The sequence below is a fragment of the Pseudomonas sp. C6002 genome (assembly GCF_013385805.1).
Classification (GTDB): Bacteria; Pseudomonadota; Gammaproteobacteria; order Pseudomonadales; family Pseudomonadaceae; genus Aquipseudomonas.
In genome coordinates, this window is the sequence record NZ_JACAPH010000032.1 from 206,093 (window position 1) to 217,944 (window position 11,852).

The following is an 11,852-nucleotide window of genomic DNA, read 5'->3' on the forward strand; positions in this document are numbered from 1 at the left end:
GCAGGGCGGTTGTCCCTCGCCCGGCCTAACGGAGTGTTTATGGTAGTCAAGGTCCTGGTGGTGGACGATTCGGGTTTCTTCCGCCGCCGCGTCTCGGAAATTCTTTCATCGGATTCCAATATCCAGGTGGTCGGCACGGCCACCAACGGCAAAGAGGCGATCGATCAGGCCCTGGCCCTCAAGCCGGACGTGATCACCATGGACTACGAGATGCCGATGATGGACGGCATCACGGCGGTGCGGCACATCATGCAGCGCTGCCCGACGCCGGTGTTGATGTTCTCTTCGCTGACCCACGAAGGCGCCCGGGTCACCCTGGATGCGCTGGATGCCGGCGCGGTGGACTTCCTGCCGAAGAATTTCGAAGACATCTCGCGCAACCCCGAGAAGGTCAAGCAGATGCTCTGCGAGAAGGTGCACAGCATCTCCCGCAGTAACCGTCGCAGCCTGTTCAGTGCGCCGGCGCCCGCACCCGTTACGCCGCCACCGGCCGCCCCGAGCACCTTTGGTCGCCCGGCGCCGGCACCGGTTGCGCGCCCGGCCGCCGCCCCGGTGCGTACGGCTGCGCCCGCCGCACATTCACCTGCGCCCAAGCGCAAGGCCTACAAGCTGGTGGCCATCGGTACGTCCACCGGCGGCCCGGTGGCCTTGCAGCGGGTGTTGACCCAATTGCCGGCGAACTTCCCGGCGCCGATCGTGTTGATCCAGCACATGCCGGCCGCGTTCACCAAGGCGTTCGCCGAGCGCCTGGACAAGCTGTGCCGCATCAGCGTCAAGGAAGCCGAGGATGGCGACATCCTGCGTCCGGGTCTGGCGCTGCTGGCCCCTGGTGGCAAGCAGATGATGGTCGATGGCCGTGGTGCGATCAAAATCCTGCCGGGTGACGAACGCCTGAACTACAAGCCGTGTGTGGATATCACCTTCGGGTCTGCGGCCAAATCCTACGGCGACAAAGTTTTGGCGGTGGTGTTGACCGGCATGGGCGCCGACGGCCGTGAAGGCGCGCGCCTGCTCAAGCAGGGCGGCAGCGCGATCTGGGCCCAGGATGAAGCCAGCTGCGTGATCTATGGCATGCCCATGGCCATCGTCAAGGCCGACCTGGCCGACGCCGTCTACAGCCTCGACGACATCGGCAAGCACCTGGTGGAGGCTTGCCTCTGATGGATGTATTGAGCCTGATTGGCATCATCATGGCGTTTGTCGCGATTATCGGCGGCAACTACCTCGAAGGCGGCCACCTGGGCGCCCTGGCCAACGGCCCGGCAGCGTTGATCGTGATCGGCGGCACCGTGGGCGCGGCGTTGTTGCAGTCGCCCATGAGTTCGTTCAAGCGCGCGATGCAGATCATCATCTGGATTATCTTCCCGCCGCGTGTCGACTTGCCGGGCGGCATCGACCGCGTGGTCAACTGGAGCCTCACGGCGCGCAAGGAAGGCCTGCTTGGGCTGGAAGGCGTGGCCGATGCCGAGCCCGACAGCTACGCACGCAAAGGCCTGCAACTGCTGGTGGACGGCGCCGAGCCGGAAGCGATTCGCAGCATCCTCGAAGTGGACTTCTACACCCAGGAAAGCCGCGACATCAACGCGGCCAAGGTCTTTGAAAGCATGGGCGGCTACGCGCCGACCATCGGCATCATCGGTGCGGTGATGGGCTTGATCCACGTGATGGGCAACCTGGCCGATCCGTCGCAACTGGGCAGCGGGATTGCCGTGGCGTTCGTCGCCACCATCTACGGCGTGGCCAGTGCCAACCTGGTGTTGTTGCCGGTGGCCAGCAAGCTCAAGTCGATCGCCCTGCGCCAGTCGCGTTATCGCGAGATGTTGCTCGAAGGCATCCTCTCGATTGCCGAGGGTGAAAACCCGCGCTCCATCGAATTGAAGCTCCAGGGCTTCATGGATTGATGGGAGGTATTTGTTGTGAGCCGTCGCCGCCGCGAGCCTGAAGAACACGTCAACCATGAACGCTGGCTGGTGTCCTACGCCGACTTCATTACGTTGCTGTTCGCGTTTTTTGTGGTGATGTACTCCATTTCCTCGATCAACGAAGGCAAGTACAAAGTCATTTCCCAGGCGCTGATTGGCGTGTTCAACGACGCTGACCGCGCCCTCAAGCCGATACCCATTGGCGAAGAACGCCCCAAGACCGTGACCCCGGCCAAGCCGCTGGTCAACGACAGCGATGAAACCGCCGCCGGCATTGGTGGCACCAGCGACCCGCTGAAAAGCATCGCCGATAACATCAGCGCGGCCTTTGGCGACCTGATCAGCTCCAACCAGATGACCGTGCGCGGCAATGAGTTGTGGGTCGAGATCGAGCTCAATTCCAGCCTGCTGTTCGCCAGTGCCGATGCAATGCCCAGCGACCAGGCGTTTACCATCATCGACAAGGTGGCGGCGATCCTGAAGCCGTTTGAAAACCCGGTCCACGTTGAAGGCTTTACCGATAACCTGCCGATCAGTACCGCGCAGTACCCGACCAACTGGGAGCTGTCTTCGGCCCGGGCGGCGAGTATTGTACGAATGCTCGCGATGCAGGGTGTGAACCCCGGGCGCCTGGCGTCGGTGGGTTACGGCGAGTTCCAGCCGGTGGCCAATAACGCCACGGCGGAAGGCCGTGCGCGCAACCGTCGGGTGGTGCTGGTGGTGTCGCGCAACCTGGACGTACGCCGCAGCCTGACCGGTACCGGCACTGCCAATGCAACACCGGATGCCGCCTTGAAGCGGGCTGGCACACAAACTGCACCAGCGCCCGTAAAGGCGCCGGTTCGCGGGAGTGCCGTCAATTCTCCGTCACCGGCTCTATAACCCCATGCAATTTCTCGGTCGAGCCTGTGCCTGCCGGGAGGAACAATCCGAATGAGAGTCTGGGCAGTTGCCAATCAAAAGGGTGGTGTCGGTAAAACCACCACGTCCATCGCCTTGGCCGGCTTGCTGGCCGAGGCCGGCAAGCGTGTGGTCGTGGTCGACCTGGACCCCCACGGCTCCATGACCAGCTATTTCGGCTATGACCCGGATGCCCTGGAACACAGTTGCTACGACCTGTTCCTGCACAAGGGCAGCGTGCCGGCCGACTTGCCGGGGCAACTGTTGCTGCCTACCAGCAATGAAAAGATCTCGCTGTTGCCGTCCAGCACCGCCCTGGCCACCCTTGAGCGCCAGTCGCCGGGGCAGAGCGGCCTGGGCCTGGTGATCGCCAAGACCCTGGCGCAGCTGTGGCAGGACTTCGACTACGCGATCATCGACAGCCCGCCGTTGCTCGGCGTGCTGATGGTCAACGCCCTGGCCGCCAGCCAACAGCTGGTGATCCCGGTGCAGACCGAGCACCTGGCCGTCAAGGGCCTAGAGCGGATGGTCAGCACCCTGGCGATGATCAACCGCTCGCGCAAGCAAGCGCTGCCGTTCAGCATCGTGCCGACCCTGTTTGACCGCCGTACCCAGGCGTCCCTCGGCACCTTGCGGGTATTGCGCGATGCTTATCCGGACACCATCTGGCAAGGCTACATCCCGGTGGACACGCGCCTGCGGGATGCGAGCCGGGCAGGGCTGACGCCGTCGCAGTTCGACGGCAAGAGCCGTGGGGTGCTGGCGTATCGGGCGTTGCTCAAGCACCTTTTGTCCCAGCAACTTGTGGCGCAGGTGGCATGATGGTCATAAACAGCCCTGTAGGAGCCTGGCTTGCCAGCGATGCAGACGCCGCGGTTTTCCTGACCAAACCGGCTCTCGATTCAAGTCCGGACACTCACAGGCCGATAACCTCTGAATACAGGGTTGATGGGGCTTGCGCGTGGGCATACAGATGAACCGTCCCGTTGATTTCAAGACCCGGCCGCAGCTGGCGCTGGAGTCCTACCTGGACGCCTTGCTCCAGGACGCCACCGAGGACATGCCGGAACCGATTCTGATCCTCGATGAAGTCATCGAGCCTGAACCTGCTGCCCTGGACGAGTTTCAGTTGGCGGTCCTGGAAGAACAGGCCCGTGATGCGTTGGTGGTTCCCGTAGCCGTTCCTGTACCGGTTGCTGTGCCCGTCGAGCCTGTGGTGATTGCGCCTGTAGTGGTGGAGCCGGTGGTTGAGGTTCACCTCCCGCCGAGCATTACGCCGCCGCCGGTACAGGGCGACGGTCGCCCGGTGTGGGCTGCGGAGCCGTTCGAATGTTTGCTGTTCGATGTCGCCGGGTTGACCCTGGCCGTGCCGCTGGTGTGCCTGGGTTCGATCTACTCCCTGGAAGGCCAGGAGTTGACGCCGTTGTTCGGCCAGCCGGATTGGTTCCTCGGGATCCTGCCGAGCCAGCAGGGCAACTTGAAGGTATTGGACACCGCGCGTTGGGTGATGCCCGACCGCTACCGCGATGACTTCCGCCAGGGCCTGCAATACGTTATTTCGGTCCAGGGCTACGAGTGGGGGCTGGCGGTGCATCAGGTCAGCCGCTCATTGCGCCTGGACCCGAACGAAATCAAATGGCGCAGCCACCGGGGCCAGCGGCCATGGCTGGCGGGCACTGTGATCGAACACATGTGCGCGTTGCTGGATGTCGCCGAACTGGCGGAGTTGATTGCCAGCGGCGCGGTAAAAGCCATGCCGCTGAACAAACGCACTTGATAACAAGCAGCAGCGCTACGGCGCTGCCTAAGAACACACACCGTAACCAACGGTATTTGAAGGGGTCTGGAGTATGAACAAGTCAGTATCCGCACAAGGTCTGGTGGATGATCCAATCCTGCAATGGGTCACCTTCAAGCTGGACAACGAGTCCTACGGCATCAACGTGATGCGTGTGCAGGAAGTGCTGCGCTACACCGAAATCGCTCCGGTTCCGGGTGCCCCAAGCTATGTGCTGGGCATCATCAACCTGCGCGGCAACGTGGTGACCGTGATCGACACCCGCCAGCGTTTTGGCCTGGTGCCGACCGAAGTCAACGACAACACCCGCATCGTGATCATCGAAGCCGACAAGCAAGTGGTCGGGATCATGGTCGACAGCGTGGCGGAAGTGGTTTACCTGCGCCAATCCGAAGTCGAGACTGCGCCGAACGTCGGCAACGAAGAATCGGCCAAGTTCATCCAGGGTGTCTGCAACAAGAACGGCGAACTGCTGATTCTGGTTGAGCTGGACAAGATGATGAGCGAAGAAGAGTGGCAGGACCTGGAGAATATCTGATTGTTTCTTGAGGTAGCGGTGATCGTCCTGGCCATCCTTTGGGCCGGGACCCTGGGCTTCCTGCTGCGTTATGTTCGCCAGCAACGGGAATTGGCCACTCGACAAGTCGAGCGCGACGCTGTGCGCGACCGGCGGATCCTGGAGCTGGCCAAGCGGGTCGACCACTTCCAGCAAAGTGCGGTGCGTGTGGGTGATGAAGTGCACGAGCTGCGTTCGGTGCTGGCGCCGTTGCCGGACAAGCTGTCGGCACTCGAGCAGCGTGACCCGTCGAGCCTCTCATTCGCCCAGGCGGCGAAGCTGGTGGGCATGGGCGCCACGGTGGATGAGCTGACCCAGTCCTGCGGGTTGACCCAGGCTGAAGCGCAGTTGATGAGCCGGTTGCACAAGGACAACTGAAGGTTACGAGCTGCAAGCGGTATTGCTTGCAGCTTATAGCCGGTGCCGGTTGCTCAGCCATTCGGCCATGGTCGAGTCCTCCAAAGCATATTCACCACGGTTGGCTTTCCAGACCAACTCCTTCTCCCGCAGCACTTCCAGTGCTTTCTGCACGTTTGGCGTGCTGGCGTTCGGCTCGACCTGGGCCTGTTCCAGCTTGCGGTTCACATCCTGGAAGGTTTTTTCCGCAAACGGCGAGAACGCTTGCTTGCTCAGGGTTCGTTCGCCCATCACTTCCAGTACTGCTTGTTGCAAGGGTGACAGGTCGTTGTAGGCGCTCTCGTAGTCACTCCAGATTCCGGCCTGGTGATTGAGTGCTCCGGTCCTCAGCAACTCGCCAAGGTTGCTGGCCTCGCCAAGACCCACGCTCACTTCGGTCAACAGTTTGTTGAGCATTTCCGGGCGTCGGCCGACGAGCTGAAACGCGTAGTCCATATCCTCAAGGTTGAACTGGTTGGTCGCAGCCAGGCGCTGGTTCCACAGGTCCGTCACGAACTCCACAAAGTCGCGGCTCAGCAACGGGAATGGCGTGATGTGGGCGCCGAAGAACGGTTGTTTGCTCTTGAGTACCAGGTTGGCCAGTTTGTCCCGGCTGGAGCCGGTGAAGACCAGGCGCAGGCCATCGGCCGTGCTGCTGCCGTTGAGATGATCCCGTGCCGCCTTGAGGGCGAACATGGCGTTCACCCCGCCTTCGCTGTTGAGGGCGTGCTGGGCCTCGTCCACGATCAGCACGATCATTTGCCCCGAGACCTGGTGCAGCACGTCCAGGGCGTGGCTGAGCGTGGTGCCGGCGGGCAGTTGAGGCTTGGTGAAATCCCAACTCAAGGTGCGCAGCAGGCTGATCTTGTCGATACCGGCCTTCTTGGCCGCTTTGCTCACTGCGCTTTCGAACTCGCCCAGGGCTTTGCCGATGGCGCCGGAGATCAGTTCGGCGGGGTCGACTTCACGGTTCATCCACAGGTCCACGTACACCGGCAGCCAGCCCCGGGCCTTGCACTCGGGGATAAGGTCGTTGCGCAGGAACGTACTCTTGCCGGTACGGCGCGGAGCCGCGAGGAACATGCCGGAGCTGTAGTCGGCAAATGACTCGCCTGCCAGATCACGGGCGAGCGCTTCGGCGAGTAGCCTTCGACTGAGAATCGGGCGGGTAGGGCTCATGGGTTTATCCTGAACTATCGGGTTCGAGATAATCTATACCTCGAAAGATATAATTGCTATACACCACCCACCGCAACTGATCATTCCCACGCTCTGCGTGGGAATGCATCCCGTGACGCTCCGCGTCACCCCTGCGCAAGACTTGAACGTTGCAGCGCCGGTTGGACGCGGAGCTCCGAGGCGGCGTTCCCACGCAGAGCGTGGGAACGATCAGCCGGCTCCCACCTTAATAATCGTCGCCTCTTTCCGTCACATCCCGCTCCACCGGCCCCGCGTCCGGGTCGTAGCCCACCGGGAACTTGCCCTTCAGCGTCCAGGCAAACGCGATGATCTCGGCGACGGTGCGGTACAACTCTTCCGGGATGCTGTCGCCCAACTCCATGCGTGCCAGTAATTTGACCAGCTCGGCATTTTCGTAAATCGGGACTTCGTTCTCCCGGGCCAGCTTGAGGATGGCTTCGGCCAGGGCATCGTCGCCCTTGGCGGTGAGGGTCGGCGCTTGTCGCCCGTCGTATTTGAGGGCGATGGCCTGGCGGGGCGGGTTGGGGGTTTTCATGCGGTTTCATCCACCCAGCGTTGTTCAAGCCCGGTTTTCGGGCCCCGTGGCGGGGTGCCGAGGTGGCAGTCGAGGTCGCCGACGTTGAGTCCCGACGACACCAGGCGCTCGCGCAGGCTGCCCAGGTGGCTTTCGATCAGGCTGGCGGTGAAGGGCCGGGTCGCCCACAACTGGCTCGACAGTTTGCCCTGGCTCAGTTGCGCCTGGACCTGCAACGGGCCGAGCGGCTCCATGTCGAGCGCCATTTCCACGCGCCAGAGCATTTGCTTGGGATCCTTGCTGTCCTTGCGTTCCGGCTGTTCCTTGTCGGGCGCCGGTTCTTCCCGCTGGAACTTGACCTGCAACGGCACGATGTCCTGCAAGGTGCGCATGGGGATTTCCAGCTGCCAGGTGGTCAAGAGCTTGCCGTCGGCGGTGGTACCGGTCTGCTCCAGGCTCGACAGCTGATGGCTTTGCAGGCGGGAGATGGCCCCGGCGGCCAGGCGCAGCAGGTTTTCCAGGTCACTTTCACCTTCCAGGCGTTGCATCAGCCGATCGGGCAACGGAAAGCCTGCGGGCGCCTGCCTGGCGCCGACCTGGCCGAGGGTGCCCAGCGGGCTGCGTACGAAGCTGGGCAGCAACTGCGCCAGGGTGTTGGCAGCGAGGATCGCATTCAGATTGGTGCTGGCGGGCAGGGATGGCAGCAGGTCGGCGACGAAGCGCAGCAGCGCGCCTTTCATGTCCAGCGGCGGTATCTGCGGGTTTTGCCCGGCCAGCAACTTGGCTTCGAGGAAGGTCCCGCTGTTCTGGATCAGTTGCGCCAGCACCTTGGGGTTGCTGGCCTGGGCCAGGTCGGGCAGGCCGGCGAGCAAACGCTCGGCGGCGGCGCGCAGGTCGGCCCCGGTGCCGTCGCTGCTGGTCGCCGGCAGGCTTTGCAGCGCGGTGAATACCACGTCCAGCGAGCCCTGGCGGCTTTGCTGGGTGGAGAGTTGCTGGGCCACGGCCAATTGGTCCTGGCGCCCGCTCAGCGGTACAAAGCTCAAGGTCTGCGCACTTTGCACCACGGCGCTGAGCAGGCTGCCGACGCGCAAGGGCTGCGGGCTTTCGACGGTCAGGGTCGCGCCGCTGAGGACGTTATTGAGCACCGACACCAGTGAGCGATACACCACCGGCTGGTTGGCGCCCTGTGGCAGCGCCTGGGTGGTCAGCACCTTGCCTTGCAGCAGGGTGCCCACCGGTAACTGGCTGGTATCGATACGCGTCAGCGCGGCGACGCTGGAACTCAGGGCCTGCTGCAGGCTGATGGACAAATTGCCCGACGGCGTCTGGCTGACTTCCACCTGGGTACCCAGCGGCAGCGGCTGGCTGCTGCTGGCCTGCACCAGGGTTTGCCGGCCGCCTTCCAGGGTCAGCTTGAGCAGCAACTGAAATGCATCGCTGCCTTGTTTCAGTGCCAGCACCTCGGCATTTACGGTTTTTCCGGGGTCGATCAGGCCGGTCTGCGGCTCCAGCAGTTTCAGCAACTCGCCCGCTGCAGGCGCGGGCGCAGGCCCGGCCGGAAGCGTCGGGGGGAGCGTGGGAAGATTGATCTCACCGGTCATCGTGCGCGCCGTCTCAGGGGAAATTGCCCTCTTTAGAGTAGGGCATCACATGTATAATGCCGCCCGTCTTCAAAGAGAGCGTTAAAAACAACACAACTGATTGATCCAGCTCTCTAAAAACGGTCGCCAAAGCAGTTAATGTGCATCTCTTTAACGGCCGTTCCACCGCCGACTTGAACCGTAAAGGCCCGCGATCTCTTGACCAGCCCTCTTCTAGAAGCCGTAGCGCTCGCCTGTGAACGTGACCTGCGGATGCTGTTCGAACACCTCGAACTGCGTCTGGCGGGCGGCGACATGGTGCAGGTCAGCGGCCCCAACGGCAGCGGCAAGACCAGCCTGTTGCGCCTGCTGGCCGGTCTGATGCAGCCGACGGCGGGCGAAGTGCGGCTCAACGGCAAACCGTTGCACGAGCAGCGCACCGAGCTGGCGCGCAACCTGATCTGGATCGGCCACGCCGCCGGAATCAAGGATGTGCTTACCGCTGAAGAAAACCTCAGTTGGCTCAGCGCCCTGCATCATCCCGCCAGCCGCGAGGCGATCTGGCAGGCACTGGCCGCGGTTGGCCTCAAGGGTTTCGAAGACGTTCCCTGCCACACCCTGTCCGCCGGCCAGCAGCGCCGCGTGGCCCTGGCCCGTTTGTATCTCGACGGCCCGCCGCTATGGATTCTCGACGAACCCTTCACCGCCCTCGACAAACAAGGCGTCGCCCAGTTGGAAGAACACCTTGCCGCGCACTGCGAGCAGGGCGGCATGGTTGTCCTGACCACTCACCACACCTTGACGCGCATGCCCGCCGGTTACCGCGACCTCGACCTGGGCCGGTGGGCGGTATGAGCGTATTTGCCCTGTTGGTCGCCCGCGAAGCGCGGTTACTCTGTCGCCGTCCGGCCGAATTGGCCAACCCGCTGGTGTTCTTCGCGATTGTGATCGCGCTGTTCCCGTTGGCGGTGGGCCCCGAGACTAAACTGTTGCAAACCTTGTCTCCGGGACTGGTCTGGGTGGCGGCGCTTTTGTCAGTCCTGCTCTCGCTGGACGGGCTGTTTCGCAGTGATTTTGAAGACGGTTCCCTCGAACAGTGGGTCCTTTCGTCGCACCCCCTGCCACTTCTGGTATTGGCCAAGGTACTGGCACACTGGGCGTTTTCCGGCCTGGCGCTGGTATTGCTCGCGCCGCTGCTGGCGATGATGCTGGGGTTGCCCACCGAATGCCTGCCGGTGTTGCTCCTTTCCTTGTTGCTTGGCACGCCGGTTCTCAGTCTACTGGGCGCCGTAGGTGCGGCACTGACCGTCGGTTTGAAACGCGGTGGCCTGTTGTTGGCGCTGCTGATCTTGCCTTTGTATATCCCGGTGTTGATCCTGGGCAGCGGCGCGTTGCAAGCCGCGCTCCAGGGCATGCCGGCGACCGGTTACCTCCTGTGGCTTGGCAGCCTGGCCGCCCTGGCGGTAACCCTGACACCCTTTGCTATAGCGGCTGGCCTGAAGATCAGCGTCGGCGAATAATGAGGTCTGGTTAAGCGATAGAACCTTAACCAGTAAAGACCCTAAGCTTCTCGCAACGACGAGAAGCAACCGTGATGGAAACAGCATGAACTGGACCTGGTTTCACAAGCTCGGCTCGCCCAAATGGTTTTACGGCATCAGTGGCAAACTGCTGCCGTGGTTGAGCATCGCCGCGGTATTGCTGATCGGCATCGGCCTGGTCTGGGGCCTGGCCTTCGCGCCGCCGGACTATCAGCAAGGCAACAGCTTTCGCATCATCTACATCCACGTGCCTGCCGCGATGCTGGCCCAGTCCTGCTACGTGATGCTGGCGGTGTGCGGCATCGTCGGCCTGGTGTGGAAGATGAAACTGGCGGATGTGGCCCTGCAATGCGCCGCGCCCATCGGTGCCTGGATGACCGCCGTGGCGCTGGTCACCGGCGCGATCTGGGGCAAGCCGACCTGGGGTTCGTGGTGGGTATGGGATGCGCGACTCACCTCGATGCTGATCCTGCTGTTCCTGTACTTCGGCCTGATTGCCCTGGGCAACGCCATCAGCAACCGTGACAGCGCCGCCAAGGCCTGCGCGGTGCTGGCGATCGTCGGCGTGATCAACATCCCGATCATCAAATACTCGGTGGAGTGGTGGAACACCCTGCACCAGGGCGCCACCTTCACCCTCACCGAAAAGCCGGCAATGCCCGTGGAAATGTGGGCGCCGCTGCTGCTGATGGTGCTGGGGTTCTACTGTTTTTTTGGCGCCGTGCTGCTGCTGCGCATGCGCCTCGAAGTGCTCAAGCGTGAAGCCCGCACCAGTTGGGTCAAGGCCGAAGTGCAAAACAGCCTGGGAGCCCGTGGATGAGCTTCAACTCTTTCAGTGATTTTCTCGCCATGGGCCATCACGCCCTGTACGTCTGGACGGCCTATGGCATTTGCCTGGCGGTGCTGGCCCTCAACGTCGCCGCGCCGATCCTGGCCCGCAAGCGTTACCTGCAACAAGAGGCGCGTCGTTTGCGCCGGGAGACCGAAAAGTGAATCCGCTGCGTAGAAAGCGTCTGTTGATCATCCTGGCCATCATGGCCGGTGTCGGCATTGCCGTGACCCTGGCCCTGAGCGCCCTGCGGGAGAACATCAACCTGTTCTACACCCCGACCCAGATCGCCAACGGCGAAGCGCCGCTGGACACCCGAATCCGTGCCGGTGGCATGGTCGAGAAAGGCTCGTTGCAACGCTCCGGCGACTCCCTGGACGTCAAGTTCATCGTCACCGACTTCAACAAGTCCGTGACCATCACCTACCGCGGCATCCTCCCGGACCTGTTCCGCGAAGGGCAGGGCATCGTCGCCCTCGGCAAGCTCAACGCCGACGGCGTGGTAGTGGCCGACGAAGTGCTGGCCAAGCACGATGAAAAATACATGCCGCCGGAAGTCACCAAGGCCCTCAAAGACAGCGGCCAATCCGCCCCGACCCCTGCCAAGGAGGGCTAA

At 62.7% G+C, this 11,852-nt stretch carries 15 protein-coding genes; 12 read left to right on the forward strand and 3 right to left on the reverse strand.

Annotated features, from left to right (window positions below; all coding sequences use genetic code 11):
• The first annotated feature begins 39 nt into the window (after positions 1–39).
• The 7 genes from HX817_RS24465 to HX817_RS24495 all read left to right on the forward strand — a co-directional run bounded on the left by HX817_RS24465 (position 40) and on the right by HX817_RS24495 (position 5,554).
• Positions 40–1,161, forward strand: coding sequence for a chemotaxis response regulator protein-glutamate methylesterase (locus HX817_RS24465; RefSeq protein ID WP_008434810.1), 1,122 nt, complete (start codon positions 40–42; stop codon positions 1,159–1,161).
• Positions 1,161–1,901, forward strand: coding sequence for a flagellar motor protein (locus HX817_RS24470; protein WP_177041436.1), 741 nt, complete (start codon positions 1,161–1,163; stop codon positions 1,899–1,901). The genes HX817_RS24465 and HX817_RS24470 overlap by 1 nt, the downstream gene beginning before the upstream one ends.
• 15 nt (positions 1,902–1,916) lie before the next feature.
• Positions 1,917–2,804 carry a flagellar motor protein MotD gene (gene motD / locus HX817_RS24475; protein ID WP_003210644.1) on the forward strand — a complete coding sequence of 296 codons (888 nt, stop codon included), beginning with the start codon at positions 1,917–1,919 and terminating at the stop codon, positions 2,802–2,804.
• A gap of 51 nt (positions 2,805–2,855) precedes the next feature.
• The gene (locus tag HX817_RS24480) at positions 2,856–3,644 is read left to right on the forward strand and encodes a ParA family protein (RefSeq protein WP_003210643.1); all 789 of its coding nucleotides are present in this window, start codon (positions 2,856–2,858) and stop codon (positions 3,642–3,644) included.
• Positions 3,645–3,795: 151 nt separating this feature from the next.
• Positions 3,796–4,599 (forward strand): CheW domain-containing protein, encoded by an 804-nt coding sequence (locus tag HX817_RS24485; RefSeq protein WP_003210642.1) that lies wholly within the window; start codon positions 3,796–3,798, stop codon positions 4,597–4,599.
• Positions 4,600–4,672: 73 nt separating this feature from the next.
• The gene (locus HX817_RS24490; RefSeq protein ID WP_003210641.1) at positions 4,673–5,158 is read left to right on the forward strand and encodes a chemotaxis protein CheW; all 486 of its coding nucleotides are present in this window, start codon (positions 4,673–4,675) and stop codon (positions 5,156–5,158) included.
• Positions 5,159–5,554, forward strand: coding sequence for a DUF2802 domain-containing protein (locus tag HX817_RS24495; RefSeq protein WP_008434800.1), 396 nt, complete (start codon positions 5,159–5,161; stop codon positions 5,552–5,554).
• Between the two features lie 33 nt (positions 5,555–5,587).
• Here HX817_RS24495 and HX817_RS24500 read toward each other — a convergent pair whose 3' ends face one another.
• The 3 genes from HX817_RS24500 to HX817_RS24510 all read right to left on the reverse strand — a co-directional run bounded on the left by HX817_RS24500 (position 5,588) and on the right by HX817_RS24510 (position 8,887).
• Positions 5,588–6,751, reverse strand: coding sequence for a hypothetical protein (locus tag HX817_RS24500; protein WP_177041438.1), 1,164 nt, complete (start codon positions 6,749–6,751; stop codon positions 5,588–5,590).
• A gap of 226 nt (positions 6,752–6,977) precedes the next feature.
• Positions 6,978–7,307, reverse strand: a complete 330-nt coding sequence (locus HX817_RS24505) for an EscU/YscU/HrcU family type III secretion system export apparatus switch protein (protein WP_177041440.1) — start codon at positions 7,305–7,307, stop codon at positions 6,978–6,980.
• Positions 7,304–8,887 (reverse strand): flagellar hook-length control protein FliK, encoded by a 1,584-nt coding sequence (locus HX817_RS24510; RefSeq protein WP_177041442.1) that lies wholly within the window; start codon positions 8,885–8,887, stop codon positions 7,304–7,306. The genes HX817_RS24505 and HX817_RS24510 overlap by 4 nt, the downstream gene beginning before the upstream one ends.
• A gap of 252 nt (positions 8,888–9,139) precedes the next feature.
• Here HX817_RS24510 and ccmA point away from each other — a divergent pair, with 252 nt between their 5' ends.
• The 5 genes from ccmA (at position 9,140) to ccmE (ending at position 11,852) form a co-directional block, all read left to right on the forward strand.
• A complete protein-coding gene (gene ccmA, locus HX817_RS24515; RefSeq protein WP_003210636.1) occupies positions 9,140–9,721 on the forward strand; it encodes a cytochrome c biogenesis heme-transporting ATPase CcmA in 582 nt (193 codons plus the stop codon).
• Complete coding sequence (gene ccmB / locus HX817_RS24520; RefSeq protein ID WP_003210635.1) at positions 9,718–10,386, forward strand: heme exporter protein CcmB; 669 nt, start codon at positions 9,718–9,720, stop codon at positions 10,384–10,386. Before ccmA ends, ccmB begins: the two co-directional genes overlap by 4 nt.
• Positions 10,387–10,471: 85 nt before the next feature.
• On the forward strand, positions 10,472–11,227 hold the full coding sequence (locus tag HX817_RS24525; protein ID WP_003210634.1) for a heme ABC transporter permease: 756 nt from the start codon (positions 10,472–10,474) through the stop codon (positions 11,225–11,227).
• Positions 11,224–11,400, forward strand: a complete 177-nt coding sequence (gene ccmD, locus HX817_RS24530) for a heme exporter protein CcmD (protein ID WP_008434788.1) — start codon at positions 11,224–11,226, stop codon at positions 11,398–11,400. The genes HX817_RS24525 and ccmD overlap by 4 nt, the downstream gene beginning before the upstream one ends.
• Entirely contained in the window at positions 11,397–11,852 is a 456-nt protein-coding gene (gene ccmE, locus HX817_RS24535; RefSeq protein WP_008434786.1) for a cytochrome c maturation protein CcmE, read from the forward strand. The genes ccmD and ccmE overlap by 4 nt, the downstream gene beginning before the upstream one ends.